This is a genomic window from Chelatococcus sp. KU-N122 (assembly GCF_055391085.1).
Genome location: NZ_AP043981.1, coordinates 2,804,413 through 2,829,707, shown reverse-complemented (window position 1 = coordinate 2,829,707; position 25,295 = coordinate 2,804,413). Strand labels below are relative to the sequence as shown.

Annotated in this window: 24 protein-coding genes; 17 read left to right on the top strand and 7 right to left on the bottom strand. The window is 69.2% G+C overall.

Features of this window, described 5'->3' with window-relative positions:
• The first annotated feature begins 11 nt into the window (after window positions 1-11).
• Complete coding sequence (locus ACZ5PO_RS12725; RefSeq protein ID WP_464193909.1) at window positions 12-2,201, top strand: TonB-dependent receptor; 2,190 nt, start codon at window positions 12-14, stop codon at window positions 2,199-2,201.
• A gap of 68 nt (window positions 2,202-2,269) precedes the next feature.
• On the top strand, window positions 2,270-3,655 hold the full coding sequence (locus ACZ5PO_RS12720) for a PepSY-associated TM helix domain-containing protein (RefSeq protein WP_464193907.1): 1,386 nt from the start codon (window positions 2,270-2,272) through the stop codon (window positions 3,653-3,655).
• A gap of 23 nt (window positions 3,656-3,678) precedes the next feature.
• Here the strand turns inward: ACZ5PO_RS12720 and ACZ5PO_RS12715 are convergent, their stop codons facing one another.
• A complete protein-coding gene (locus tag ACZ5PO_RS12715) occupies window positions 3,679-4,560 on the bottom strand; it encodes a MurR/RpiR family transcriptional regulator (protein WP_464193905.1) in 882 nt (293 codons plus the stop codon).
• Between the two features lie 114 nt (window positions 4,561-4,674).
• Between ACZ5PO_RS12715 and ACZ5PO_RS12710 the strand changes: the two genes are divergently transcribed.
• A complete protein-coding gene (locus ACZ5PO_RS12710) occupies window positions 4,675-5,454 on the top strand; it encodes a COG4280 domain-containing protein (protein ID WP_464196818.1) in 780 nt (259 codons plus the stop codon).
• Window positions 5,455-5,564: 110 nt separating this feature from the next.
• Complete coding sequence (locus ACZ5PO_RS12705) at window positions 5,565-5,783, top strand: hypothetical protein (protein ID WP_464193903.1); 219 nt, start codon at window positions 5,565-5,567, stop codon at window positions 5,781-5,783.
• A gap of 30 nt (window positions 5,784-5,813) precedes the next feature.
• On the opposite strand, the gene ACZ5PO_RS12700 is transcribed toward ACZ5PO_RS12705, so the two are convergent.
• Window positions 5,814-6,983, bottom strand: a complete 1,170-nt coding sequence (locus ACZ5PO_RS12700) for a class I SAM-dependent methyltransferase (RefSeq protein ID WP_464193901.1) — start codon at window positions 6,981-6,983, stop codon at window positions 5,814-5,816.
• 406 nt (window positions 6,984-7,389) lie between these two features.
• On the opposite strand from ACZ5PO_RS12700, the gene ACZ5PO_RS12695 reads away from it, so the two are divergent.
• Genes ACZ5PO_RS12695 through ACZ5PO_RS12640 form a run of 12 tightly spaced genes read left to right on the top strand, consistent with a single transcriptional unit; the run spans window position 7,390 to window position 19,019 of the window.
• Window positions 7,390-8,106 (top strand): HAD-IB family phosphatase, encoded by a 717-nt coding sequence (locus ACZ5PO_RS12695; RefSeq protein ID WP_464193899.1) that lies wholly within the window; start codon window positions 7,390-7,392, stop codon window positions 8,104-8,106.
• Window positions 8,096-9,508 carry an aspartate aminotransferase family protein gene (locus tag ACZ5PO_RS12690; RefSeq protein ID WP_464193897.1) on the top strand — a complete coding sequence of 471 codons (1,413 nt, stop codon included), beginning with the start codon at window positions 8,096-8,098 and terminating at the stop codon, window positions 9,506-9,508. The genes ACZ5PO_RS12695 and ACZ5PO_RS12690 overlap by 11 nt, the downstream gene beginning before the upstream one ends.
• A 7-nt stretch (window positions 9,509-9,515) precedes the next feature.
• Window positions 9,516-10,451: an arginase gene (locus ACZ5PO_RS12685; RefSeq protein ID WP_464193895.1), complete on the top strand. Its 936-nt coding sequence runs from the start codon at window positions 9,516-9,518 to the stop codon at window positions 10,449-10,451.
• Window positions 10,452-10,453: 2 nt separating this feature from the next.
• Window positions 10,454-11,398: an alpha/beta hydrolase gene (locus ACZ5PO_RS12680; RefSeq protein ID WP_464193893.1), complete on the top strand. Its 945-nt coding sequence runs from the start codon at window positions 10,454-10,456 to the stop codon at window positions 11,396-11,398.
• Window positions 11,388-12,554, top strand: a complete 1,167-nt coding sequence (locus ACZ5PO_RS12675; protein WP_464193891.1) for a GNAT family N-acetyltransferase — start codon at window positions 11,388-11,390, stop codon at window positions 12,552-12,554. The genes ACZ5PO_RS12680 and ACZ5PO_RS12675 overlap by 11 nt, the downstream gene beginning before the upstream one ends.
• Window positions 12,551-13,039: a DUF2147 domain-containing protein gene (locus ACZ5PO_RS12670; protein WP_464193889.1), complete on the top strand. Its 489-nt coding sequence runs from the start codon at window positions 12,551-12,553 to the stop codon at window positions 13,037-13,039. Before ACZ5PO_RS12675 ends, ACZ5PO_RS12670 begins: the two co-directional genes overlap by 4 nt.
• Window positions 13,036-14,775 carry a sensor histidine kinase gene (locus ACZ5PO_RS12665; RefSeq protein WP_464193887.1) on the top strand — a complete coding sequence of 580 codons (1,740 nt, stop codon included), beginning with the start codon at window positions 13,036-13,038 and terminating at the stop codon, window positions 14,773-14,775. The genes ACZ5PO_RS12670 and ACZ5PO_RS12665 overlap by 4 nt, the downstream gene beginning before the upstream one ends.
• Complete coding sequence (locus ACZ5PO_RS12660) at window positions 14,750-16,126, top strand: sigma-54-dependent transcriptional regulator (protein WP_464193885.1); 1,377 nt, start codon at window positions 14,750-14,752, stop codon at window positions 16,124-16,126. Before ACZ5PO_RS12665 ends, ACZ5PO_RS12660 begins: the two co-directional genes overlap by 26 nt.
• 8 nt (window positions 16,127-16,134) lie before the next feature.
• Window positions 16,135-17,019: a MipA/OmpV family protein gene (locus ACZ5PO_RS12655; RefSeq protein WP_464193883.1), complete on the top strand. Its 885-nt coding sequence runs from the start codon at window positions 16,135-16,137 to the stop codon at window positions 17,017-17,019.
• A complete protein-coding gene (locus ACZ5PO_RS12650) occupies window positions 17,016-17,375 on the top strand; it encodes a hypothetical protein (RefSeq protein WP_464193881.1) in 360 nt (119 codons plus the stop codon). Before ACZ5PO_RS12655 ends, ACZ5PO_RS12650 begins: the two co-directional genes overlap by 4 nt.
• Window positions 17,372-17,758: an EamA family transporter gene (locus ACZ5PO_RS12645; RefSeq protein ID WP_464193879.1), complete on the top strand. Its 387-nt coding sequence runs from the start codon at window positions 17,372-17,374 to the stop codon at window positions 17,756-17,758. The genes ACZ5PO_RS12650 and ACZ5PO_RS12645 overlap by 4 nt, the downstream gene beginning before the upstream one ends.
• Window positions 17,751-19,019: a DegT/DnrJ/EryC1/StrS family aminotransferase gene (locus tag ACZ5PO_RS12640; RefSeq protein ID WP_464193877.1), complete on the top strand. Its 1,269-nt coding sequence runs from the start codon at window positions 17,751-17,753 to the stop codon at window positions 19,017-19,019. The genes ACZ5PO_RS12645 and ACZ5PO_RS12640 overlap by 8 nt, the downstream gene beginning before the upstream one ends.
• An 8-nt stretch (window positions 19,020-19,027) precedes the next feature.
• On the opposite strand, the gene ACZ5PO_RS12635 is transcribed toward ACZ5PO_RS12640, so the two are convergent.
• Genes ACZ5PO_RS12635 through ACZ5PO_RS12615 form a run of 5 tightly spaced genes read right to left on the bottom strand, consistent with a single transcriptional unit; the run spans window position 19,028 to window position 23,603 of the window.
• On the bottom strand, window positions 19,028-19,489 hold the full coding sequence (locus ACZ5PO_RS12635) for an OsmC family protein (RefSeq protein WP_464193875.1): 462 nt from the start codon (window positions 19,487-19,489) through the stop codon (window positions 19,028-19,030).
• Window positions 19,486-20,859: an LLM class flavin-dependent oxidoreductase gene (locus ACZ5PO_RS12630; RefSeq protein ID WP_464193873.1), complete on the bottom strand. Its 1,374-nt coding sequence runs from the start codon at window positions 20,857-20,859 to the stop codon at window positions 19,486-19,488. The genes ACZ5PO_RS12635 and ACZ5PO_RS12630 overlap by 4 nt, the downstream gene beginning before the upstream one ends.
• A 5-nt stretch (window positions 20,860-20,864) precedes the next feature.
• Window positions 20,865-21,944 carry an ABC transporter substrate-binding protein gene (locus tag ACZ5PO_RS12625; protein ID WP_464193871.1) on the bottom strand — a complete coding sequence of 360 codons (1,080 nt, stop codon included), beginning with the start codon at window positions 21,942-21,944 and terminating at the stop codon, window positions 20,865-20,867.
• Complete coding sequence (locus ACZ5PO_RS12620; RefSeq protein ID WP_464193869.1) at window positions 21,922-22,698, bottom strand: ABC transporter ATP-binding protein; 777 nt, start codon at window positions 22,696-22,698, stop codon at window positions 21,922-21,924. The genes ACZ5PO_RS12625 and ACZ5PO_RS12620 overlap by 23 nt, the downstream gene beginning before the upstream one ends.
• A complete protein-coding gene (locus ACZ5PO_RS12615) occupies window positions 22,695-23,603 on the bottom strand; it encodes an ABC transporter permease subunit (RefSeq protein WP_464193867.1) in 909 nt (302 codons plus the stop codon). Before ACZ5PO_RS12615 ends, ACZ5PO_RS12620 begins: the two co-directional genes overlap by 4 nt.
• A 399-nt stretch (window positions 23,604-24,002) precedes the next feature.
• On the opposite strand from ACZ5PO_RS12615, the gene ACZ5PO_RS12610 reads away from it, so the two are divergent.
• Entirely contained in the window at window positions 24,003-25,277 is a 1,275-nt protein-coding gene (locus ACZ5PO_RS12610; protein ID WP_464193865.1) for an FAD-dependent oxidoreductase, read from the top strand.
• Window positions 25,278-25,295: the final 18 nt, after the last annotated feature.

Below are 25,295 nucleotides of genomic sequence, written 5' to 3'. Positions count from 1 at the left end.
CGGAGCTATTCATGCGTACCTACTTGCTTTCCAGCGCTGCGCTTGTCGCGGCTGCTTTGCCCGGCCATGACGCCGCTGCCCAGCAGGAACGCCAACACGTCGAGCTGTCGACCATAACCGTCCAAGGGGGAGGCCAGCCGAACGGGCCCCTTGGCGACGACGTGGCCAAGCTCGGCATCAAGAACGACACCGGCAGCTTCGTCGGGCTCACCCCGCTCGAGACCCCCGGCGTGGTCGACATCGTCTCGCAGCGGGACATCGAAGAGAAGGGGCTGCGCACGCTCACGGAGGCCTACAACTCCGTGCCGGGCGTCTACGCCGGCAACCTGCCGGGAGAGCCTGGCGTCACGTCCATCCGCGGGTTCTCACGGGGCGCGACCGGATATTCCATCGATGGGGTCCAGGCAGCGGATCCGCTGCTGACCTCGCGCAACTCCGATACGTTCAATTTCGAGCGTGTGGAGGTGCTCAAAGGACCGGCCTCCGTCATCTACGGCACCGGCGCGCTGGCCGGCGCCATCAACCTGGTCACCAAGCAGCCCACGCTTGGCGAGACGAGCGCCGAAGGGCTCGCCAGCTATGGCAGCTTCAACACCGTCCGGGTCGGGACCGGCTTCAATGCGCCGGTCAGCCCCGATGCCGCCGTGCGCACGACGCTGAGCTACGGGCAAGGCGCGGGCTATATCGTGGATACGAATTCGCGAACCTTCGGATTGACCACCGCTGCCACGTTCACGCCGACCGACCGGCTCACGCTGACCGCCTCCGCCAATATCTTCCACGACAATTACAGCACCCCCTATCAGGGCCTCCCGCTCGTGCCGTTCTCATCGGCGCTTGCCCCCAGCAAGCTCGTGACCACGCAGAACGGATACGTCGTCGACAAGGCGATGCGGGACATGAACTACAACGTCTACAACGGCCTGATGCGGTCTGACGCGGTGTGGCTGCGGGCCGGCGCCGAATACCGGCTGACCGACGACTGGACGATCAAGAATGAGCTGAACGCCTACAAGGCCTTTCGCGACTGGGCGAACTCCGAGGACTTCACCTTCAATCCCGCGACCGGGCTGCTCGATCGAACGACGTCCAAGATCAACCACGATCAGCGATTTTGGTCGGACCGCCTGAGCGCCAATTTCGACGGCGACGTGGTGGGCTTCCGCCACAGGTTCGGCGTTGGCGCCGAATACATCGACACGCTGCTGGATTCCGAGCGCCGCTTCGGCACGACGACGCCGGTGTCGCCCTATGTCCCGGCAAGAGGCTTCTTCCCGGCCGACACCGCGCAGAATTTTCCGACACGACAGAATTTCGGCAGCCGGATCGAAACGCTCGCCGTCTTCGGCGAGGACGCCGTCAACCTGACCCCGGATTGGCTGGCCGTCGGTGGCGTCCGTTACGAGAGCATCCGCCTCGACCGCACGATCGACGATCTCAACGCCGGCGTTCTATCGCGCTTCGACAAGACGTTCGACAGCGTCTCCTGGCGTGTGGGCACGGTCTACAACCTGACGCCCGGCACCGCGCTGTTCGCTCAGTACAACGAGGCGACGGTGCCGGTCGCCTCGCTTTTGCTCAGCAACCTCGCCAACTACGACTTCGAGCTCTCGACAGGCCGCTCCGTGGAAGCCGGACTCAAGTCGGCGTTCTGGAACGACCGCGTCGTGACCACCGCCTCCGTCTACCAGATCGACCAGGACAACATTCTCACGCGCGATCCCGTGAATCCGTCCCTGACCATACAAGGCGGCAGCCAGCGGTCACGAGGCGTGGAGATCGAGGTTGCCCTCGCCGTGACGGAACAGTGGACGGTGAAGGGCAACGCCACGTGGATCGATGCTGAGTTCACGGAGCTGCGCAATGCGTCCGGCAACCTCGCCGGCAAGCGGCCGCCCAACGTCCCCACTCACGCGATGTATGCGATGAGCACGTATCGCTTCGAAGCCATTCCGCTCACCCTCGGCGCTTCGCTGCAGTACGTCGGCCCCTTCTACACCGACAACGCAAATACCATCCAGGTCGGTAGCCGCGCCATCCTCGACGCCTGGCTCGCCTATGACGTCGGCGGCGGCACCTTGCGCTTGCGCGGTCGCAATCTCACCGATGCGCTCTATGCGGATTGGTCGGGTTACAGCTCGACCCAGGTTTATCTAGGCGCCCCTCGCAGTGTCGAGCTGTCTTACAACATCAAATTCTGAGCGAAGCAAATTTCGGTCGGGTTCCGTGCTCGACAGAATGGCTCGTGTCAAGTTGAAGCAGGTCCATCATGTCCTCGCAACGCTCTCCCTATACGGCGCTTTACCGCACCATCTGGCGATGGCACTTCTACGCTGGGCTGGTTGTCGCGCCATTCACACTCGTTCTGGCCATAACCGGGGCAATCTATCTATTCAATGACGAGATCAACGACATCTTGCACCGTGACTTGCGGATTGTGTCCCCCTACACACAGGCCAAGCCGGCCAGCCGGCTTGTCGCCGCCGCGCTCGAGCACGCGCCCGGCGGGACGGCGACGCGGATCGATATGCCCAAGACGCCCAATCGATCGGCCGAAGTCTTCGTGACGCCTGCCGGCGGAGCTCCCATCCGTGTCTTCGTCGATCCGGGCACGGCAGCGGTCCTCGGCTCCTACGTCTACAGCCGTACGCTCGTCGGCTTCGCCGATATTGCTCATGGCTCCCTGATGCTCGGCAGCTACGGCGACAACATCGTCGAACTCGCCGCCTGCTGGGCGTTCATCCTCATGGTCACGGGGCTCTATCTGTGGTGGCCCCGGCCGAAGGCATCTCAGGTCGAGACGAAAGCGCGCGGCGGCGTGTTCGTGCCGCGACTGGCCGCACGTGGCCGTGTCCTCTGGCGGGACCTGCATGCCGTGACCGGCCTATGGACCGCCGCGCTGGCCATGTTCCTGATCCTCACGGGGCTGCCCTGGGCGTCGTTGTGGGGCGACCTGTTCCGCCGGGGCACGGACATGGCCGGTATCGGCTATCCGGATAGCCATCGGGGCCACGGCACGGCCCCCGTCGCAAGCCCCGCGGCGGCGACCGCCGAGGCCGGGCCCTGGACATTGGCAAAGGAGCCGGTGCCGGGATCCGACGTGCACGCGCACCATCATGATGGCCATGGCAACCCGGGCAAATCGGCGCTGCGCCCCGTGAGCATCGATGCCGCGGTCGGCATCCTCGCCGACCATGGCATGACGGGGGCCTACCGCCTCACGCTGCCGGCGGGGCCAGCCGGCACCTTCACCGCCTTCACCTATCCGGATCGGCCCCAAGGACAGCGCACGCTCTATATCGATCAGTATTCCGGCAAGGTGCTGCGGGACGTCGGCTTTTCGGACTACGGCTGGGCGGCTCAGGCCGTGGAGCTGGGCGTTCAGCTGCACATGGGCAACTATTTCGGCCGCCTCAACCAGCTCGTCATGCTGATCCCCTGCATCGGCATCGTCGTGCTGTCCATGACCGGGCCCTACATGTGGTGGCGCCGGCGCCCTCGGGGACGCCTCGGCGCACCGCGAGCGATCGCCGAGCCGCAGCTGAAATGGCTCGCCGTCATCGTCCTGTGCCTCGCGATCGTATTCCCGCTGGCCGGCGCGTCGCTCCTCGCGGTTCTCGTGGTCGACGGCCTCTACAGGTACGCCGTATCTTAGCAGATCGCCGGCCCAGGCCGGCTCTATCCGGGCTGCGGCAGCCCGGTCTCCTCGCCGGAGAGCCCCGTCCTGAGACGGTTGAGGGACGCCAGCGCCTCGAGGGTCGGCCCGGGGCGCGCCGCGGCGATACCCACCAGCAGGGTCTCGAGCAGCGCCAGCGTGCCGGCGTGCATGCTCAGCATGTCCGCCCGCCCGCGCGCCACCGCCAGGGCGATGTCGACGCGCAGCCCGAGGACCGGACCGAGCGTGTCGGTGATCAGGACCGTGTTGAGCGCCAGCCGTTCGGCCTCCTCCAGCAGCGCGTCGAGCTCCGGATAGACACGGCTGTAGGCCAGGATGACGACGACGTCGCCCCGGCGCAGCCGATGCAGGTCATCGGCGAACAGCAGGCCAGACCGCGTCAAGCTCAGCATGTCGAAGCCGAAGCGTCCGAGCTGGATGGCGAAATACTCGGCCAGGGCGCCGGACGGGCCGAGCCCGAAGGCGACGACACGGGGCGCGCCGCAGATCAGCTCGACGATCGCCCGGAACTGGTTGAGCGGCACGTCGCGGCGCAGCGCGTCGACGGCCTCGCGATGGATATCGAGGGTGACGGCGAAAGCCGCATCGAGATCGCCGCCGACCGTCCGCAACGTCTCCTGCATGCGGCCGGCGGGCGAGAGAGACTGCTTCAGCTCCGCCGCCAGGGCGCGTCGCAGCTCGTCCAGCCCGGAATAGCCGAGCGCCCGCGTCGTGCGCACGACCGTGGCGTCGCTGGTCTGCGCCTTTGCCGCCAGCGTCGCCGCCGACGCGTACAACACCTCCTCGCGATGCTCCCGGAAGACGCGGACGACGCGCTGCGCGGCCGGGCTCAGCTCATGGAGCCTGCTGGCGACGCGCTCGCTGAACGATGCCCCTGGTGCCATGGCACTTCCTCGCGGTCGGGATGTCGATGTCGTATTTACTACATAATTTGGGCGACAATGTAGTGACGACGACGGGATCCAACCGGTGGCCCGTCGGGAGCAAAGGACATGGGCATGGTCCCCTGGAGCGTTGCAGCGCCGGCGATATCCGCCGCCTTCCTGGCATCGCTGGTGGAGGTGGTCGAAGCCTTCACCATCGTGCTCGCCGTCGGCACGTTGCGCGGCTGGCGCCCGGCGCTGCTGGGCACGGCGGCGGCGCTGGCGGTGCTTGCCCTGGTGGTGCTGCTGCTCGGCCCGCTGCTCGACCGCGTGCCCATCCATGCCCTGCAATTGGTGATCGGCGTCCTGCTGCTGCTGTTCGGCCTTGGGTGGCTGCGCAAGGCGATCCTGCGCGCGGCTGGCGTCATCCCGCTCCATGACGAGGACGCCATCTTCGCCGCCGAGGCGGCCCAGCTGGCGGCGGACGCCCCCAGGCGCCCGGCCTCCCAGGACTGGATCGCCGGCCTCGCCGCCTTCAAGGCCGTCTTGCTGGAGGGGCTCGAGGTCGTCTTCATCGTGATCGCCGTCGGCGCCGGGCGCGGGCTGATTGCACCCGCCGCGGCGGGCGCCCTGGTGGCCTGCTTCGCCGTCCTCACAGTCGGCATGATCGTGCACCGGCCGCTGTCGCGCGTGCCCGAAAACACGCTGAAGTTCGGCGTCGGCGTGATGCTGTCGGCATTCGGCGTGTTCTGGACGGGCGAAGGCCTCGGCGTGGATTGGCCCGGCCACGACCTCGTGCTGCTGGGCTTCGCCGCGCTGTTCCTCGGCGTAGGCGTCGCGGCGGCCGCGGCGCTGGGCCGGCTCTCGTCCCGACGCTCCGGGCCCACCGGGGCCGAGCCGTTCCTCGATTCCTAGAGCGGGATGGTTTTTCTTCGAATCACCATCCCGCTCCAAGTCTTTGTCTTGCGCATGATCTTGCCCCCAAACCGGTGTCCACTTTTGGGATCACGCTCTAGGAGCCAGCCATGACCATCCTGAAAGACGTGCTGGCCGAACTCGTCGGCATGTTCCTCGCCGACGCGCGGCTGAGCCTGGCCACGCTCGTGCTCGTGGCGGCCGTGGCGGCCCTGATCCACGGGCTGCACGTGAGCCCGCTGATCGGCGGAGCCGTCCTGCTCGTCGGTTGCGTGGCCATCCTCCTCGAGGCGACGGTCCGGGACACCCTGCGGCGGTCGCGCCGCTGACCGTGCCGGACGGCCGGCCGCGCCAGGTGTTCATCCCGGGCGGGTGAGCTGGATCTGGAACACGGCGATGTCCTGGTAGCGAAAGGCCGCCTCGGACATGGCGAGATAGAACTCCCACATGCGGCAGAAGCGCTCGTCGTAGAGCCGGGCGGCCTCCTGCCGCCGGGCGAGGAAGCGGTTGCGCCAGGCACGCAATGTCTTCGCGTAGTGAAGGCGCAAGACCTCGACGTCGGTCACGACGAGACCGGAGCGCTCGATGGCCGGCAGCACCTCGGACAAGGAGGGGATATGGCCGCCGGGAAAAATGTAGCGTTCGATCCAGGGGTTGGTGAAATCCGGCGCATCGGAATTGCCGATGTAGTGGAGCAGCATCACCCCGTCTTTGGCCAGCAGCCGATGGCATGTATCGAAGAACGTATCATAGAACCCGACGCCGACGTGCTCGAACATGCCCACGGACACGATCCGATCGAAGCTGCCGTCGACCTCGCGGTAGTCCTGCAACGCAAACCGCACCCGCTCGTCCAAGCCGCGGGCGGCGGCGGTCGTCCGGGCGGCGGCGAGTTGCTCGCGCGACAGGGTCACGCCCAAGACCGCAGCGGCACCGGCGGTGCCGGCGAGGTAGAGCGACAGCCCGCCCCAGCCGCAACCGATGTCCAGGACACGGTCGGCCGGCCCGATGCGCAGCTTGCGGGCGATGTGCCGCTTCTTGGCCAGCTGGGCTGAATCGAGATCCTCGTCGTCATGCTCGAAGTAAGCGCACGAATACTGCCGGTCCGTGTCCAGGAACAGGTCGTAGAGACGTCCGTCGAGATCGTAGTGATGGGCGACGTTGCGGCGCGCCCGGACCAGTCCGTTGCGCTGCAGGAAGCGCCGACCCGCGTAGCGCCAACGGTCGAGGATGCGGACCGAGAGCGGCACCGGCGCGTCGCGCGCGCCGCGCAGGACGAGCTCGAGAAAGTCGTAGATCGTCCCCTCCTCGACGACGAGCCGGCCGTCGGTGAACAGCTCGCCGGTACGCAGATCGGGATCGAGCAGCAGCTCGCGCGCCGCCGAGGGGTCGGTGAGCCGCACGACGGCGCGGGGACTGCCACCATCGCCGATGACATGGCGCGCGCCGCTCGGCGTCAGCAGGACCAGGTCGCCCCGACGCACGCATCTTGTCATGGCGCCGACGAGCAGGCGCTCGGATATGCTCACGGACTCGGTCTCGGGATCAGCTGTCGCGGGCCGCAATGGTGGGCGGGTGCCGGCACCACGCAATCCCCATGCCGCCGACCGCCACCGGACACCGCGGCGAAACGACGGAGACGCACGCGATCCGGACGCCGGCCGCAAGCTCTTGAGCTGCCTGGATCTAGCCGGGACCGGGACGGCCAGGGCCTGGTGTCGTGGCGCCGACCGGGGGGCGGCGGAGCCGGCGCCGCGTGGATCGCACGGCAACGGCGGAGCCCCCGCATCACGGGGGAAGCTCCAAATTTTGGAGCTTTCACCTCGTGCGGCCGCAGCCGCCATGCCTTGGTTTGCAACGACTTTTCCCTTGGCACGTCGCTTGCGCAAGGCCCCGCACCGGCGTCATGGCCGGATGACAACATCAAGGAGCGGGATGCATCCACACCTGCGCGTGCTCGTCGATTTCGACGGCACCATCTCCACGGACGACACCACCGACCGAGTCCTTCAGCGTTTTGCACTCCCGTCCTGGACCGAGCTGGAAACCCTCTGGGAACAGGGGCTGATCGGTTCGCGCGAATGCATGGCCCGGCAGATCGACCTTGTTCGGGCGACGCGCTCGTCCCTCGAGGCCTTCCTCGAGACGCTGCCGCTCGATTCGGGCTTCACCCGTTTCGCCGCCTTTTGCGCCCACCGGCGCATCGACCTCGTCGTCGTATCCGACGGATTGGATCTCTCCGTCCGCTCCGGCCTCGACAGGCTCGGCGTGAGGGCGCCGGCGCTCGCCAACGCGCTCGTTCAGACCGGCTCCGATCGCTGGCGGCTCGCCTTCCCGCATGGCAGCCCGGCCTGCCGCTCGGCTGCGGGACACTGCAAGTGCCGGAGCGCGGCAGCCGGACGGAGCGGCCTGGCCGGCACCATCAACGTCCTCATCGGCGACGGGCGATCGGATTTCTGTGCCGCCGGCGAGGCCGCCATGGTCTTCGCCAAGGCCAGGCTCGCCGACCACTGCCGGTCGGCGGGCTTTCCGCATGAGCGCTTCACCGACTTTGCCGATCTGCTGCCGCGCTTCGAGCGATGGCTGGCGGGACAGCCGCCGGCCCTCATCCGCCCGCAAACCGGTTCACGGAATCTCGCCCATGTCGACTAAAGCCGCCCTGCGTCTCGCCGATACCGCCCTAGACGAAGCCGAACTGCTGGCGCTCGAAGCCCAGTATTGCTCCTGGGGCGACACGGTCCACTACACCGATGTGCCGAAGATCTTCGACCGCTGCGAAGGCTCGTTCCTGTACGATGCCGCCGGCCAGGCCTTCCTCGACCTCCAGATGTGGTACTCGGCGGTCAACTTCGGCTACGGCAACAAGCGGCTCAACGGCGCGCTGAAGCGGCAGATCGATCGTCTGCCCCAGGTCGCCAGCCAATATCTGCACCGCGAGAAGATCGAGCTCGCGACGTTGATCGCCCGGGATGCCGAAGCCAAGTTCGGGCACAAGGGCCGCGTGCATTTCAACGTCGGCGGCGCCCAGGCGGTCGAGGACTCGCTCAAGCTCGTCCGCAACGCCTCGGGCGGAAAGAGCCTGATGTTCGCCTTCGAGGGCGGCTATCACGGCCGCACCCTGGGCGCCTCGGCCATCACGTCGTCGTACCGGTACCGCCGCCGTTACGGCCACTTCGGCGACCGGGCCCAGTTCATTCCCTTCCCCTACCATTTTCGCGGCCCGAAGGGGATGAGCAAGGAGGAGTACGGCAGCCACTGCGTCAAGCAGTTCGAGCGCCTGTTCGAGTCCGAATACAACGGCATCTGGGATCCGAAGGCCGGCCAGTGCGAATACGCCGCCTTCTACGTCGAGCCCCTGCAGGGCACCGGCGGCTACATCATTCCGCCCAGGAATTTCTTCAAGGAGCTCAAGACGGTCCTCGACCGCTACGGCATCCTGCTGGTCGTCGACGAGATCCAGATGGGCTTCTTTCGCACCGGCAAGCTCTGGTCGATCGAGCATTTCGGCGTCGAGCCCGACGTCATCGTCTTCGGCAAGGCGTTGACCAACGGTCTCAATCCCCTCTCGGGCATCTGGGCCCGCGAAGACCTGATCAACCCGACCGTGTTTCCCGCCGGCTCGACGCACTCGACGTTCAACGCCAATCCGCTCGGGACCGCCGTGGCGCTCGAGGCCATGCGGATGATGCACGAGGACGACTATGCGACGAGCGTGCCGGCCAAGGGCCGGTACTTCCTGGCCGGGCTCGAGGAGCTCAAGCGCCGCCACCGCATCGTCGGCGACGTCGACGGGCTGGGCCTGGCGCTGCGCATCGAGATCTGCGAGCCGCACGACAGCTTCACCCCGTCCAAGGCGCTGGTCGACCGCATGGTGGACGAGGCGCTCAAGGGCGACCTGGAGCATAACGGCCGCCGCTACGGCCTGGTGCTCGACATCGGCGGCTACCACAAGAACGTCATTACGCTGGCGCCGTCACTGGCCATCAGCAAGGAGGAGATCGACCTCGCCCTGGCGCTGCTCGATCAGCTCTTTGTCCGCGTGGCCAGGGACTGAGGGCGCGATGCGGGTGCGCCTCATCGATCTCGACGGTTCGCTGCCCGCGCAACCCGCCCTGGCGGAGCTGGCCCGGGACGGCGTTGCCGACGTGGTCGAGGCGCGCGACCTGGCGCCCCGCCTGCGCCTCGTCGCCAGCCGCGCGGCGCTGGCCGCGCTGCTGCGGCGGCTACCGTCCGCCGCGGCGCCGGAACCGGCGGTCACCTTCCTCGGTTCCGGCGACTTCCACCACCTGGCCTACGCCCTGCTGAGCCAGGTGCGGGAGCGGTTCACGATCCTGCATTTCGACAACCATCCCGACTGGGTCCGCTTCCCGGCCACGCTGAACTGCGGCTCGTGGGTCAACCGGGCGCTCGAGCTGGCCGAGGTGGCGCGCGTCGTCACCATCGGCCCGTGCAGCGCCGATCTGTCCCATCCGGAGTGGAAGACCGCCAACCTGCAGGCCATCCGCGACGGACGCCTCGAGGTCTACGCCTGGGCTGCGCCGGCGACGGCGCTCTGGGGCCGCGCGGTCCACGGGCCGGGCGCCTGCACCACGGCGGGCCGGCTCACGTGGCGCAATCTGGCGCAGGAATCCTTCTCCGCCTTCCTCGACGAATTGTGCCGCCGGCTTCCCGACCTGCCGGTGTGGATCTCGCTCGACAAGGACGTGCTGGGCCAAGCTGAAGCGGCGACCAATTGGGATCAGGGCGCCATGCGGCTCGACCACGTTCTGGAGGCCGTGACCCGGGTTGCCGCCTGCCGCCGGATCCTCGGCCTCGACGTGTGCGGGGACTATTCGCCGCCCCGCTTCCGCGATCCGTTCAGGGCGTTCCTGTCCATCACCGACCGCCCCCGCCCCGCGGCGACCGGGCTGCGCGCGACCGCGATCAACGACAACACCAATCGCCGCCTGCTCGACGGGCTGCGTCGGGCCTTATCCGCATCGGGCTGGAGTTCATGATCGTGGCACGGATACAGTCGCTGGACCACACCGTCGGCTTCGCCCCCCATGCGGCCGCGGCCGACGCAAGCCCGCGGCGCGCGGCCGGGCTCCGGCAACTCCGACCGGCCGGCGACCGCAGCCTCGCCTTCGACGGCGGCCCCGTCGGCGTGCTGCTCATTCATGGGCTCGGCGGAACGCCCGTCGAGATGAAGCCGGTCGGCCGCAAGCTCGCCGAGGCCGGCGCGACGGTCCTGTGCTGCCAGCTCGCCGGGCATTGCGGCAGCGAAGCGGATCTCACCGCCACGACATGGCGAGACTGGTACGCCAGCGTCGAGAACGCCCTGCTGCTGCTCGAGCGGCGCTGCAGCACGGTCATCGTCGGGGGCCTGTCGATGGGCGCGCTGCTCGCCGCGCTGCTCGCCGCGCGGGAGCCGGCCCGGGTGCACGGGCTGATGATGATGGCGCCCACCCTCTGGTACGACGGCTGGTCGACCCCGTGGTACCGCAGCTTCCTGAAGCTCTTCCTGCTCACACCGCTCGGGGGGCGCTGGCGCTTCGAGGAGACCGAGCCCTTCGGCATCAAGGACGAACGGACGCGAGCCGTGGTCCAGCGGGCGATGTTCGGCGGCGATTCGGCGGCCGCCGGCCTGGCGGCGACGCCGGGCGTGTCGGTGCGCGAGCTCACGGGGCTGATCAAGGCGCTGAAGCCTCAGCTGCCCTCGGTGCGCCAGCGCGCGCTGATCATCCATGCCCGCGATGACGACATGGCGAGCCTCACCAACGCGTTCTACCTGCAGCGCAAGCTGGGGGGCATCGTCGAGTCCCTGATTCTGGACGACTGCTATCACATCATCACCGTCGACCGGCAGCGCGACGTCGTCACCGATCGGGCGCTCCGCTTCGTGTCGTCGTTCATGGAGACCGCCGAGACACCCCGTGCAAGGGACGGCATGCGTGTCGCCTGATGCGCCCGCGCTGACCGCGGAGATCTTGCCGGGCGTCAGCGCACTCCCGGAAGCGGATTGGACCGCTCTCTATCCGGACGAGGCCGAGGGGTGGGCCTACTATCGCGCCTGCGAGGAGCGGCCGCCGGCCGGCGTGTCCCTGTCGGCCGCCTGCCTGAGCGACGGCAGCGGCGTCGTCGCCGCCTGTCCCTTGTTCACGCTCTCGTATCGGCTCGACACGCCGCTTCAGGGGCAGTTGCGCCACCTCGCGGAGCTGCTGCGCCAACGCTTCCCGGGGCTGGTCGAATGGCGCCTGCTCGGCATCGGCTCGCCGTTCACCGACCGCTGCCATGTCGGGCTGAGGCCCGGCCTCGGCGACGGCGAGCGAGACCTCGTGCTGCGCGCGCTCATCGCGGCCGTCGAGCAGGAGGCAGCGAGAACCGGCGCGCAGCTCATCGCGTTCAAGGACCTGGTCGGAGCGGAGCATACGCAGTTGCGGCCAGCCGCGATGGCGGCTGGCTTTGTCGAGCTGCGGAGCCTGCCGATCGCGACGCTCGGCGTTCCCGACGGAGATATCGACGCCTATGTCGCGACGCTCACGCGCGGCATGCGCAAGGACGTCCGCCGCAAGCTGAGGGGCGGAGCCGCGGTCCGCGTCGAGCGGAGGCACGACATTCGGGACCTCGCGCCGTCGATCGGCGCGCTCTACGAATCGACGAGAGCCCATAGCGCGCTCGCGTACGGCGCTTTCGAGGAGCTTCCAGGAAATTACTTCGACTTCGTGTCACGATGGCTCAGTGACCGCGTTGTGTTCATGCTCTATTGGATCGGCGGAGAGCTTGCCGCATTCAACATGTTGCTCCTCGAGCCCGATCGCGTGATCGACAAATTCCTGGGCATGCGCTACCCACTCGCCCGCCAGCATGACCTCTACGTGCGCAGCTGGATCGAGAATGTGCGGCTGTGCCAGGAGACGGGGCGTCACTGGCTGCAATCGGGCCAGACCGCATACGCGTCCAAGGTCCGGCTGGGAAGCGTCCTGACGCCGGCCTGGATCGCCGTCAAGCACCGCAACCGGGCCCTCAACGGGCTCGTGCGGCTCGCGGCCCCCCTGTTGTCCTTCGACCGCTGGGACCCGGATCTACGGCGGATCAGAGCCGGCGAGATGAGGCCATGACCGAAAGCAGAATCGCGCTTACGATCGTCACCGGGGCGGTGCTGGCGGCCCTGTGGGCGGGGCCGGCGGCGGCAGCGGAGATCGCGGGCATGTGGCGCACGGACGATGGCGAGGCTATCGTCGATATCCACCCCTGCGGGACGGCGCGCTGCGGCCGCGTCGTGTGGCTCAAGGAGCCCACCGACGACGCCGGCCGGCCGTTGGCGGACGAAAACAATCCGGACAGCTCGTTGCGCACGCGGCCCGTCTGCGGCATCGACGTCATCACCGGCCTCGAAGCGCAGCCCGACGGCGGCTGGGGCGGCGGGCGGATCTATGATCCAGACGACGGCAAGTCCTATTCCGCGCAAGCCCGCGTGAGCACGCCCGACACGCTGGAGGTGACGGCCTATCTGGGCACGCCCGCCTTCGGGCGGGGCCTGAGCTGGGCACGGGTCGCCAAGCCGCCCGGGAGCTGTCAGGCGCCGGCGAAGCCGCTCCGATGACGATGCTGCGCAGCCTCTCCCTGCGGTGGCGGCTCGTGCTCGCCTTCTTCCTCGTCAGCGCCCTTCCGGTGCTGGGCGCCAGCTACCTGGTGGCGGAGGCCATCTCCAGCTCGTTCCAGCGCAACATCGATCGCTGGCTGGAGGAGGGCGTCCGCTTCCTCGCCGGCGAGGTCGACGAGGGCCTCGACGAAGCCGACCGCGCCGCCACGATCATCGCTGCGGCCCTGTCGAGCAGCCAGCCGGCCGACATGGGCAGCAGCGCGGTGCTGGGAACCACGGCGGAGCTCCTGTCGTCGGTCGGCTACGACGCCATTCGCATCTATTCGGCCGAGGGCAAGATCGAGTTCTCGACCGGCATCATCGACGTCGGGCTCGAGGGGCGCAACAGCCCGCGGCGGTCCATCACGAAGGTCTACAAGAACGACGTGCCCGCATTGGCGATCGCCGCCGTCCGCTCGGTCGAGGTCGCCGGGCAGACCCATTTCGTCTACGTGGCCAACCTGATCGACGAGCGCTTCTTCAGTAGCGCGCACGCCATGCATTCCTTCGAGATCGACACGTACCGGCTGGACTCGCGGGCGGCCGAGCCGCAGCCCGGCAACCCCAGGGTGCCGACCAAGGTGTTGCAGCAGCTCTTGAAGGACCCCCGCTCCGTCATCGTGGAGCAGCCGCCCGGCGAGCAGGCGACGACCGGCTTCACCGGGCTGCTCGACGACAAGGGCAACCTGATCGGCGTCCTGACCGTGCGCCTGGCGGGCTCGGCCCGAGACTTCGAGAGCCTGTCCACGTGGCAGCTGTTCGCCACGCTGGCCGCGCTCGCAGGCTTGCTATCCACGGCCGTGGCGCTGGTCCTGTCGCGGCGCGTGACCAATCCCATCCGCTCGCTGACGGTCGGCGTCCGCGCGGTGTCGGCGGGCGAGTACCATGCCAAGGTGGCGGAGGAAGGCGGCCCCGAGCTGGAAGAGCTCGCCCGCGGGTTCAACACGATGACCCAGCAGCTCGATCGCCTGCGCAGCATGGAGGACGAGATGCGCCGGCGCCAGCAGTTCGCCGCGCTGGGCGAGGCGGCCGCGGTGATCGCGCATGAGATCCGCAATCCGCTCGGCATCATCAAAACGTCGAGCGAGGTGGTGCGGCAGCGGTCGAGGCTGCGGTGGAGCGAAGACCAGATGATCGGCTTCGTCCTAGACGAGGTGTCGCGCATCGACCGCCTGGTGCGCGAGCTGCTCGACTATGTCCGTCCGCACGAGCTTGCGCTGGCACCCCTGAACCTGCGCGAGCTCGTCGACCGGGCGGTATGCCAGTTCCGTCCGGAGTTCGAGCGGCGCAAGGTCACCTGCGCCGTCACGGGCGCAAGCGCGGGGCTGATCATCCTGGGCGATCGGGACCGGCTCTACCAGGTTCTGCTCAACCTGATCCTGAATGCGCTCGACGCCATGCCCGCGGGCGGCCTCCTGAGCATCACCTGCCGGACGAGCCGGGATCGGGTCAGCCTCGACCTGGAGGACACCGGCGTGGGCTTCGCCCCCGCGGTCGGGGACCGCATCTTCGATCCGTTCTTCACGACGAAGGCGAAGGGCACGGGCCTGGGCCTCGCCAAGGTCCGCTCGATCATCACGAACCACGGCGGCACCGTGTCCGGCGGCAATCGTCCGGAAGGCGGCGCCGTCTTTCACCTGTCCCTGCCGCTCCATCGCGCGGAGGTGGGCCATGAGACCGCCTATTCTGATCATTGACGACGAGCAGCGCCTGGCCCAGGTCCTGGCCGCGGCGCTGGCCGATCGACGTTTCGGGACCGAGGTCGCGACGTCCGTAGCGGACGCCGAGGAGATTCTGGCATCGCGCCCGGTTGCTCTGATCATCAGCGACCTGCGCATGCCCGGCCTGACCGGACGCGACCTGCTGCACCGTGTCCGCAAGGCGCGTCCGGACATTCCGGTCGTCATCATGACGGCCTACGCGTCCGTGCGGGATGCGGTGGAGCTCGTCCGGGAAGGAGCCTTCGACTACATCTCCAAACCGTTCGACATGGATGACGTCGTCACCACCATCGAGCGGGCTCTGAAGCTGCGCGACGTCGTCGAGGACAACAAGCGGCTGCGCGGCGAAATCGAGGCGAAGTATCGCTTCGACCAGCTGATCGGAGAAAGCGCCGCGTTTCAACAAATGCTCCAGCAGGTCGCCGAAGTGTGCCAGAGCCGGGCCACCGTCCTGCTCGAAGGCGAGAGCGGCACGGGCAAGGAACGCGTCGCCCACGCCATCCACTACAACAGTCCGCGCGGCGCTCAGCCGTTCGTCGCCGTCAATTGCGCAGCTATCCCGGAAGGGCTGCTGGAGAGCGAGCTGTTCGGCCACGTCAAGGGCGCCTTCACCGGGGCCACCATTTCGCGCGAGGGCCGCTTCGCCCTGGCGGATCAGGGGACCCTGTTCCTCGATGAAATCGGCGACATGCCGCTGGCGACCCAGGCCAAGGTGCTGCGCGCCCTGCAGGAGCAGTCCTTCGAGCCGGTGGGCGGCAATGCGACGATCAAGGTGGACGTGCGGGTCATCGCGGCCACGCACAAGGATCTGCGCCGGATGACCGCCGAGCGCACGTTTCGCGAGGACCTTTACTATCGCCTCAACGTCTTTCCCATGCGCCTGCCGGCGCTGCGCGAGAGGCCCGGCGATATTGCGCTCTTCGCCCGACACTTCCTCAAGCTGTTCTCCGAGGCGACGGCCAAGCGCATCGTGGGCTTTACGCCGGCGGCCGAGAGCGCCATGAACGTCTATGCTTGGCCCGGCAATATTCGCGAGCTGCAGAACTGCGTCGAGCGCGCCGTCATCGTCTGCCGGGAATCCGTAGTCGATGTGCCCGACCTGCCGCGCTACGTGCTCGAGGGAGCCGCCCGTCCGCACGCCATGGAGACACTGCCCAGCGATCTCGACGCGGAGCTCGCCCGGCTCGAGCGAAACTTCCTGCTCGAGGCGCTGCGGGAAGCCGGTGGCGTGCAGGTCCGCGCCGCCGAGCGTCTGGGCATTTCGGAGAGAAGCTTCTGGCACCGGGTCAAGAAGCTGGGCATCCGCATCGATCGAAGCCCGGCCTGAGGACACAGATGATCCGCTCCCGCCATCGGCTCCGCTTTGCTTTGCCGATCGCTCGCCGCCTCGTCGCCGTGGCGCTCGCCGCCGCAGCCGCGGCCGGCAGCCTCGGGCACGCCTACGCCGAGGACGGCGGCACGTCCGCGGCAGCAGCCGACAGCGGCTGGGTCGTCAGCATCGGCGGCACGAGCCAGCTCAGCCCGAACTACACGGGCGCCGGCAAGTACGGCTTGTCGGCCATGCCGTCCATGAGCTTCCGCCGGCCCGGCGAGCCGATCGAGTTCTCGGCCCCCGACGACGGCATCGACTACACCCTGTTCTCGACCCCGTATTTCAAGCTCGGCCCGGTCGCCAATCTCCAGTTCGGCCGGAGCAGCGGCGACGACCCGCGGCTGGTGGGCCTCGGGCCGATCCCGTGGACCTTGGAGGCCGGATTGTTCGCGGAGGTGTGGCCGGTTCCCGGGTCCCTGCGCACACGGCTCGAGGTGCGGCATGGCCTCGGCAGCCGGGATGGCCTGGTCGCCGACCTGTCGGCCGACCTGGTGCGGACGTTCGGTGCCTTCACCCTGTCGGGCGGGCCGCGCTTCTCCTTCGCCAGCGCCCAGGCCATGCAGCAGCAGTTCGGCGTGACGACGCTGCAATCGCTGAGCAACGGCCTGGTGGCTCCCTATTATCCCAAGGGCGGCCCGGTCTCCGTCGGCGCCGCGGCGGCGCTGAGCTACGACTGGTCACCGCAGTGGCGCACCACCGTGTTCACGCGCTACGACCGTCTGGTCGATCAGGCGGCGGCGAGCCCGATCACGCGGCAATTCGGCACCCCCAATCAGTTCACCGTCGGCCTGGGCGTCACCTACTCGTTCACCCTGTCGGGCGCCGACCTGCCGGCGGTGCTCCGGTGACGCCGCTGCTGGCCATGTTCTGGGCCGCCAATCTGGCCTGCGACACGCTGGGGCAGCTCGCCTTCAAAGGCGCCTCGCTCCAGTCGGAGGCGGCGGCGCCCACGGCGTGGTGGGCCATCCTGGCAAAGCCGCTGCTGTGGATCGGCGTGGTCGCCTTCGCCTTCGAGGCGTTCTTCTGGCTAGGCTTCCTCTCGCTGATCCCGCTCGCGCAAGGCGTCATGCTCGGCAGCCTCAACATCCTGGCGGTGGCGCTCGGCGGGCGCCTCCTCTTCGGCGAGGTGATCAGCGTCGGCCGGGCCGTCGGGATGGGGCTGGTGGCGGTCGGCATCCTTCTGGTGGGCCTGGGCATGCCATGATGCGCTGGCTCTTCTACGTGGGCTTCGTCGCCCTGCTCGGGTTCGACACGCTTGGCCAGATCGCGTTCAAGCTGACGGCGATGGCCACCGAGCCGGTCGAGCCCAGCCTGGGCTTCGTCGGCAGGCTGCTGCGGGAGCCGTGGGCCTGGGGGATCGCCGTCGCCTACGGCGGCGCCTTCCTCACCTATGTCATGCTCATGCGCAGCACGGCGATCGGGCCGCTGTTCGCGGCCTCCCACCTGGAGATCCTGACGGTCGCCGCCGCGTCGTTCTACCTGTTCGGCGAGCGCCTGGCGCCGATCCAGATCGTCGGCTGCGTGACCATCCTGGCCGGGGCCGTCGTTCTGGCGCATGTCGAAGGCAAGGCCGGCGCGCGTGGCTAGCTGGCGGGAGGTGCCGCCGACCGCCGGCCTGCCGCCCCGCTGGCGCGATCTGATCGGCCCGCCGGGCGACGGCGACGCGTTCGAAGCGGCCGTCGCCGCCTTTCTCGACCGGCCGGCCGTGCAGATCGAGTGCTCGGGAACGGCCTGCCTCGTCATCGCCTTCGAAACCCTGAAGGCGCGCAGCCCGCGCCGGACGGTGATCGTTCCCGGCTACACCTGCCCCCTCGTCGTGCACGCGGCCGACCGGGCCGGCCTCACCAGCGTCGCCTGCGACCTGGCGCCGGGCAGCCTCGACCTCGACCTGGCGCATCTGGCCCGTCTGCTCGACGACGATACGCTGTGCGTCGTGCCGGCCCACTATGGCGGCGCGCTTACCGACGTCGCCGCGGTCAGGCGGACGGCTGAGGCGGCCTCTGACGAGATCATCGTGATCGAGGATGCAGCGCAGGCCTTCGGCGCGACCGTCGGCGGCCGCAGCGTCGGCCGTGCCGGCCATCTGGCCGTGTTCAGCTTCGCGGTCGGCAAGGGGCTGACGCTGTTCGAAGGCGGCTGCCTGGTGACGGACGATGCGGAGCTGCGGGCGGAGCTGCGGCGCGTCGCCCGCCGCCTCGTGCGCCCTTCACCCGGCCTGGAGCTGCGCCGCGCGGTGGAGCTGGCCGGCTACCATGCCGTCTACAATCCGCTCGGGGTGCGCCTGACCTACGGCCGGACGCTGCGGCGCTGGCTCGATCGCGACGATCCGATCCGCGCCGTCGGCGACGCCTTCAGCGGGGCTATCCCGATGCACCCGGTCGGGCGGTGGCGCCGCAGCGTCGGCACCCGTGCGCTGGCGCGCCTGCCCGACCATCTGCAACAGACATCGCAGCGTTTCCAGGCGATCGCCACGACCTTGCAGGCGCTCGACCCGCGCCTTGCCGTGCACCAGCCGCGACGCGGCGAACGGCCGACGGGCACGTTCTGCCTGGTGACGCTGCCGTCGAGCGAGGGCGCCGACGCGGCCCTGCAACGGCTCTGGCGCCGCGGCATCGGCGTGTCCAAGCTGTTCGCCCGCGCCCTGGCCGACTACCCGGACCTCTCCAGGCCCACGCTGACGGCGACAGGCCATGCGCGGGATCTGGCGGGGCGGACGATCATGGTATCGACGAGTTGCGCGCTGTCGCCGGCCGATCTCGAGGTCATCGGCGAGGTCCTGGCCGAATGCGCCGGCGGCCCCGCCCCCGCGCCTCGGCGATCTGCATCGCGATCGCCGCACGGCGCATAGATCGCCGGCTATCTTCGCGCTGCTACCGCCTCGACCTCGGCCTCGATCGGCCCGCCGCGGCGCAGCGTGTTGTAGATCGGGCAGGTGCCGGTGAAGTGGCCGACGAGCTCGCGGGCGGTCGCCGCGTCGACGCCGCCCAGCCGGAAGCGCAGGCGGATGTGCTCGTAGCGTGTCGGGTCGGCCGGGTCGCGCTTGAACGAGACGGCGACGTCGGACGAGCTGAGCGCGACGCCCAGCACCCCGGCATGCTTGTGGACGAGCGCCAGGCCGCAGGAGGCGAGCGCGCCGAGCAGCAGCTCACCGGCCTGGAGCGCCTCGCCCGGCCCGCCCGCCGAGACGCGGGCGTCGGAGACGATGTGATTGCGGCCGGCGCTGATGAGGTAGCGGCCGGGAAGGCCGATGGACTGGCCGGTGACGGTGACGAGATCCTCGCTCGCCACCGGTGCCGGCTCGATCGGGGCCTCGGTCATGCGCTCTTCCTCTGCTCGCGGCGGGTGGCCCGCCCCTGCCATGCCCCGGCCTGCGGCCGCTCGAGCCCGAGGTTCTGGCGCAGCGTCGTGCCCTCGTAGGTGGTGCGGTAGAGGCCGCGCCGCTGCAGCTCCGGCACGACGAGGCGGACGAACTCCTCGAAGCCGCCGGGCTGGTAGGGCGCGCTGATGGTGAAGCCGTCGGCCGCGCCCTCGCGGAACCAGTGCTCGATGCCGTCGGCGACGGCCGAGGGCGTGCCGCGGAAGTCGCCCTCGTAGCGGTTGCCGTAGCGCCGGCCGAGGTCGCGCAGGGTGAGCCCGTCCCGCTCGGTCGCCTCGCGCACCTCCTGGTAGTGCCCTTGCACCCCCGGCACGTCCACGTCCGGCAGCGGCGCATCGAGCGGGAAGGCGCCGAGGTCGACGTCGAGGTGGTAGGACAGGGTCGATAGGCCGGCGTGCGGGTCGACCAGGTCCCGCAGCAGCCGGGCCTTCTCGTCGACGACGGCCTGGGTCTCGCCGATCAGCGGCGTCGCCGCCGGCAGGATCTTGAGCGAGCTGGGATCGCGCCCGTAGGCCTTGGTGCGTGCCTTCATCTCGGCGTAGAAGGCCTTGGCGCTGTCGAAGGAATCGTGGCTGACGAAGATCACGTCGGCCCATTGCGCGGCGAAGTCCCGGCCGCGCTCGGAGGCGCCGGCCTGGATGATCACCGGATAGCCCTGGGGCGGCCGGGCCACGTTGAGCGGCCCCTGCACATGGAACCATTCGCCGGCGTGGGCGATGGCGTGCACCTTCTCGGGATCGGCGAACAGCGGTGCGGCGCGGTCGAGCACCAGCGCGTCGTCGTCCCAGCTGTCCCACAGCTTGAACACCACCTCCAGAAACTCGTCGGCCCGGTCGTAGCGGCGGTGGCGCGGGATTTGCTCGGCCTTGGAGAAGTTGCGGGCCTCGGCGTCCTGGAACGAGGTCACCACGTTCCAGGCGGCACGGCCGGCGCTCAGATGATCCAGCGTGGCGAAAGCGCGCGCCACGTCGAAGGGTTCATAGTGGCTGGTGGAGCGGGTCGAGGCCAGCCCCAAGTGCCGGGTCGCCGAAGCCATCGCCGTCAGCACCAGCAGCGGATCGAGCCGCAACGAGCCCAGCGCGCCGAAGCGCAGCTGCGTGTCGCGGCTGGCCTGGTAGCGGTCGGGCACCGCCAGGATGTCGGCGAAGAAGGCCATGTCGAACAGGCCGTTCTCCAGCACGCGCGCGATGTGCTGGTAGTAGCCGATGTCGAGCCAGCCGGATTCCGAGCTCGGGTAGCGCCAGCCGCCCGGCCGGCCCGGCCCCGCCGTGACGAAGGCCGCCAGATTGAGGTGTCGTGCGTCTGCTGTCATGGCGCTCAGGCTCCCAATTCGCCGGCGACGATGGCCTTGATGCCGTCGAACTTCGGCGCCAGCAGAAAGGCGCGAACGTCCACCTTGCGCGGCAGCACGCCCAACGCCTGAAAATTATCGGCGAGATCCTGCGTCGACGCGATGGCCGCCTCGTCCACCGGCTTCAAGCCGACGGCGCCGGAATCGGACAGCCGCTTGTCGATGATCAGCCGCTCGTAGACCTTCTGGTCGACGCTGTTCGCCTCGAAGCCGCCCAGCCCCGCCCAGGCGGCGACGGTCTCGGCCGGATGGGTGTCGATGTAGCCCTGGGTGTCGCGGATGATCTTCACCAGCTTGGCCGCGACCTCCGGGCGCTTTTCCGCCGCCTCGGCGCGCGCGACGTAGAAGGCGTAGTCGTAGGTCTTCACGCCCGGCAGGGTGCGGGCCTTGTCGCCCAGGCGGGCGAGCGCCAGGCCGATGGCCGGCTGCCAATGGATCCAGGCGTCGACGCTGCCGCGCCCGAAGGCGGTGAAGGCGTCGGCGCCGCTCAGGCTGACCGCCTCCACGTCGCTCAGGCGCAGGCCGGCGCCTTCCAGGAACTTGATCAGGCTGTAGGTGCCGGTGGTGCCGTTCTGGTGGGCGATCTTCTTGCCCTTGAGATCGGCCGCCGTGGCGATCGACGAATTCGCCGGCACGATGACGTCGACCTCGTCGGCCGGCAGCGGATAGGCGGCGAGCGGCACGATCGGCACCCGCGCCGGGATGGCGTTGACCACCGCGGTGGCGGTGGCGAAGGTGAAGTCGACACCGCCCGCCTTGATCGCCTCCATCACCGGCAGCGATGCGGTGAAGCCTGGCTGCCACACCACCTTGGCTCCGAGCGCCTCTTCGAGCTTGACCCCGCCGGCGCCGGCCCGCAGCGACGCCCACACCCCGGTGCGCCCATCGCCGATGACGGCAATGGTGAGCGGCGCTGCGTCATCCGTCGCCGCCAGCGCCGGGCGACCGCATGCGGCGCCCACGAGCGCCAGGGCCGACGCGCCCAGCAGGCGGCGGCGCGACCAGCGCGGCGCCGCGATCAGGTCAGGCATGGGCGGGAGCGGCATGGCGGAGATCCTTGTCGGGGCTGGCGGGTGGGGCGGGAGCGAGGGTTTCGGCTGCGACCAGCGCGTCGAGCAGCTCTTCCTTGAGCGCCGCGATGGCGGGATCGCCGCGGTGGCGCGGCCGGGGCTTGTCGATGGCGAGGTCACGGGCGATGCCGCCGGGGCCGAGCAGCAGCACGCGGTCGGACAGGATCAGCGCCTCCTCGACGTCGTGGGTGACCAGCACGACGGTGCGGGGCTGCTCGGCCAGGAGCTTCTCCAGCAAGAGCTGCATGGCCGCGCGCGTGATCGCGTCGAGGGCGCCGAAGGGCTCGTCGAGCAGCAGCAGCTCGGGCTCGTGCACCAGCGCCCGGGCCAGCGCCACGCGCTGGCGCTGGCCGCCGGAGAGCACGACGGGAAACTCGTCGTCGCGCCCGGCGAGGCCGACCGCGGCCAGCATCGCCCTGGCGTCCGCGTCGCGGCCCGCGAGGCCGAGGGTGACGTTGCGCAGCACCGTGCGCCACGGCAGCAGGCGGTCCTCCTGGAACATCATGCGCACGTCCGGCGCTGGTGTCTTCGACCACAGCTCCACCCGGCCGGTGCTCGGCGGCTCCAGCCCGGCGATGATGCGCAGCAGGGTCGACTTGCCGACGCCGCTCGGGCCGATGATCGAGACGAAATGGCCGGCGCGCACGTCGAGATCGAGCGAGCGCAGCACGGTGCGGGCGCCGAACGACTTGCCGACCGAGCGCAGGGCGAGGGCGGCGCCGGCGCTCACGGCTCGGCCCCCCGGGCAAAGCTCGGGTGCCAGCGCAGCAGGCGCCGCTCGATCAGCCGCGTCAGGAGATCCGACAGCCAGCCGGCGATGGCGTAGAGAACGATGGCGACGACGATGATGTCGATGCGCAGCAGCTCGCGCGCGTTCTGCACGAGGTAGCCGATGCCGTCGCGCGAGGCGATGGTCTCGCCGACCACGAGCGTCAGCCAGGCGACGCCGAGCGCGTAGCGGATGCCGGTGAGGATCGACGGCAACGCTCCCGGCAGCAGCACCGACCAGATCACGCCGGCGCTGCTCAGGCCATAGGAGCGGCCGAGCTCGACCAGCTTGGGGTCGACGGTGCGGATGCCGCTCGCGGTGTTGAGGTAGACCGGGAACATGGAGCCCATCGCCACCAGGATGATGCGCGGCTCCTCGCCGATGCCGAACCAGAGGATCATCAGCGGCACGAGCGCCAGGTGCGGGATGGTGCGCACCATCTGCAGCGACCGGTCGAGCAGCCCGCGCGCCAGTGCCGACAGGCCGACGATGACGCCGAGGACGAGCCCGGTGCTGGCGCCAATGGCAAAGCCGATGGCGACACGGCGCAGGCTGACCAGGATGTCCCGCAGGAGCGTGCCGTGCGTGGCGAGATCCACCACCGTCGCCCACACGTCGGTCGGCGACGGCATGATGTCCGCGGGCAGCGCGCCGACGACCGAGGCATATTGCCAGGCGCCGATGAGCGCCGCCGGCGCGAGCCAGGGGGCCAGGTGACGCAGGGCCGACAGCCGCCCGCGGCCGCGCCGGGTGCGGGCCGCCTGGGCGGCGGCGTCGGCGACGACCGTCCGCCGCAGCGAGCCGTCCGCGGTCGTCTCCGTCTCGATCGGAGCGGATGCCGGGGCGTCCCAGGATATCGAGCTCATCGGAACGCCAGCTGCCTCTCGAGACGGGCCACCGATGTGCAGCTCGTCGATCTGAACGGCCATGATCACGCAGATTCACGCCAGGTCCGGCCGATGAATACCGCAGGACCTATTGCGCGCATTCAACTCTACATCGGAGTCGATTACTGTTTGTATGCGCTACCGTAGCGCGGCCGGGCAAGCGAATATTATTCCTAAATCGTCGAATAGGAAGAAAGATAATCCTATATTTGCGCCAGCCATGAGATATTCCGTCTGCGCAGTCATGCGCGCCGGCAAGGCGATCGCACTTCGCCGAGGCGGCAGCGCAGGCCGAATTGACAGACATCCGCAGCGGCGCCTATTTAGGACCGATTAGTCATAAATTAGCTCATCCCGATGAGCTGCGAGGAATGCACGATGCGGGCAAGCGAAGAGTTCGACGTGGCGGTCGTCGGCGGCGGCAGCGCCGGCGTCGCCGCGGCGGTGGCGGCGGCCCGGTGCGGCGCGCGGACGGCCTTGATCGAGCAGGCCGGCTGCCTGGGCGGCGCCTCGACCATGCGCAACGTGGTGACCTATTGCGGCCTCTACACCCTGGGCGAGGAATCGCGATTGGCCGTGGCGGGCGTCGCCGGTGAGGTGATCGACAGGCTCGGCCAGCTCGGTGCCGTCACGCCGCCCCAGCGCCATCGCGGCGTTTTCGTCGTCTTCGATCCGGAGGCGGCCAAGCGGGTGCTCGACGAGCTCTGCCTGGAGGCAGGCGTCGCGGTTTACCTGCACGCCTTCGTCAGCGACGCCCAGCGCGGAGACGCGGGGATCACCGCAATCGCCTATCAGGACCACGCCGGCCGGCACACGCTCAAGGCCAAGGCCTTCGTCGACGCCAGCGGCGACGGCGATCTCGCCTGGTTTGCCGGCGCATCGACGCGCTACGGCAACGACGGGGCGGTCAATCTGGCCACGCTCGGCACCAGGTTTGGCGGCATCGGCCGCGACGTTCCGGTGACCGCCGACATGATCGGGGCAGCCGTCAAGGCCGCCCGTGCGCGCGGCGTGGGGCCGCTGAGCAAGGACAGGAGCGTCGTCGCCCGCCTGCCGCTGTCGGGCGACCTGGTCTGCTATCTGGCCTCGGAGGACTACGACCCGCGCGACACCCTGAGCCTGAGCGCCGCGGAAGCGCGCGGCCGGCGGCAGGCCTGGGTGTACCTCGACATCATCCGCAGCATCCCGGGCTGCGAGACCGCCTATCTCGTCTCGACGGGACCGGACTTCGGCACGCGGGAATCGCGCCACATCGATGCCGTCTACCAGTTGAGCTGGCAGGACGTCGTCGATGGGCGGCGGATGGACGACAGCATCGCGCTCGGCGCCTGGGGAGCCGAGTGGCACGACCGCAAGAGCTTCGAGAGCAGCTTCGTCTACCCGCCCGACGGCGGCGTCTACGAGATCCCGCTGCGCAGCCTGGTCAGCATCGACACGGCCAACCTGTTCGCAGCCGGGCGCACGGTGGACGCCGACCGCAAGGCCGGCGCGAGCCTGCGCGTGATGGGAACCGCCTTTGCGACCGGCGAGGCGGCCGGCACGGCCGCCGCCGTCCACGCAGCGCGGGCGACGGTCGAGCCGGACGAGGTCCGGTCCATCCTCCTGCGCCAGGGGGCGTTGATCGAGGCCAGCCAGGTCTTTCCGGCCGGCTAATTCGCACGCGGTCGCCGG

Excerpts from the sequence above, each read along its gene's own strand:
- ACZ5PO_RS12705 (WP_464193903.1), top strand. The coding sequence starts at position 5,565 with ATGACCATCCTGAAAGACGTGCTGGCCGAACTCGTCGGCATGTTCCTC.
- ACZ5PO_RS12690 (WP_464193897.1), top strand. The coding sequence starts at position 8,096 with ATGTCGACTAAAGCCGCCCTGCGTCTCGCCGATACCGCCCTAGACGAA.
- ACZ5PO_RS12670 (WP_464193889.1), top strand. The coding sequence starts at position 12,551 with ATGACCGAAAGCAGAATCGCGCTTACGATCGTCACCGGGGCGGTGCTG.
- ACZ5PO_RS12715 (WP_464193905.1), bottom strand. The coding sequence starts at position 4,560 with ATGGCACCAGGGGCATCGTTCAGCGAGCGCGTCGCCAGCAGGCTCCAT.
- ACZ5PO_RS12710 (WP_464196818.1), top strand. The coding sequence starts at position 4,675 with ATGGTCCCCTGGAGCGTTGCAGCGCCGGCGATATCCGCCGCCTTCCTG.
- ACZ5PO_RS12685 (WP_464193895.1), top strand. The coding sequence starts at position 9,516 with ATGCGGGTGCGCCTCATCGATCTCGACGGTTCGCTGCCCGCGCAACCC.
- ACZ5PO_RS12725 (WP_464193909.1), top strand. The coding sequence starts at position 12 with ATGCGTACCTACTTGCTTTCCAGCGCTGCGCTTGTCGCGGCTGCTTTG.
- ACZ5PO_RS12625 (WP_464193871.1), bottom strand. The coding sequence starts at position 21,944 with ATGCCGCTCCCGCCCATGCCTGACCTGATCGCGGCGCCGCGCTGGTCG.
- ACZ5PO_RS12610 (WP_464193865.1), top strand. The coding sequence starts at position 24,003 with ATGCGGGCAAGCGAAGAGTTCGACGTGGCGGTCGTCGGCGGCGGCAGC.
- ACZ5PO_RS12660 (WP_464193885.1), top strand. The coding sequence starts at position 14,750 with ATGAGACCGCCTATTCTGATCATTGACGACGAGCAGCGCCTGGCCCAG.
- ACZ5PO_RS12615 (WP_464193867.1), bottom strand. The coding sequence starts at position 23,603 with ATGAGCTCGATATCCTGGGACGCCCCGGCATCCGCTCCGATCGAGACG.
- ACZ5PO_RS12695 (WP_464193899.1), top strand. The coding sequence starts at position 7,390 with ATGCATCCACACCTGCGCGTGCTCGTCGATTTCGACGGCACCATCTCC.
- ACZ5PO_RS12630 (WP_464193873.1), bottom strand. The coding sequence starts at position 20,859 with ATGACAGCAGACGCACGACACCTCAATCTGGCGGCCTTCGTCACGGCG.
- ACZ5PO_RS12655 (WP_464193883.1), top strand. The coding sequence starts at position 16,135 with ATGATCCGCTCCCGCCATCGGCTCCGCTTTGCTTTGCCGATCGCTCGC.
- ACZ5PO_RS12665 (WP_464193887.1), top strand. The coding sequence starts at position 13,036 with ATGACGATGCTGCGCAGCCTCTCCCTGCGGTGGCGGCTCGTGCTCGCC.
- ACZ5PO_RS12720 (WP_464193907.1), top strand. The coding sequence starts at position 2,270 with ATGTCCTCGCAACGCTCTCCCTATACGGCGCTTTACCGCACCATCTGG.
- ACZ5PO_RS12645 (WP_464193879.1), top strand. The coding sequence starts at position 17,372 with ATGATGCGCTGGCTCTTCTACGTGGGCTTCGTCGCCCTGCTCGGGTTC.
- ACZ5PO_RS12635 (WP_464193875.1), bottom strand. The coding sequence starts at position 19,489 with ATGACCGAGGCCCCGATCGAGCCGGCACCGGTGGCGAGCGAGGATCTC.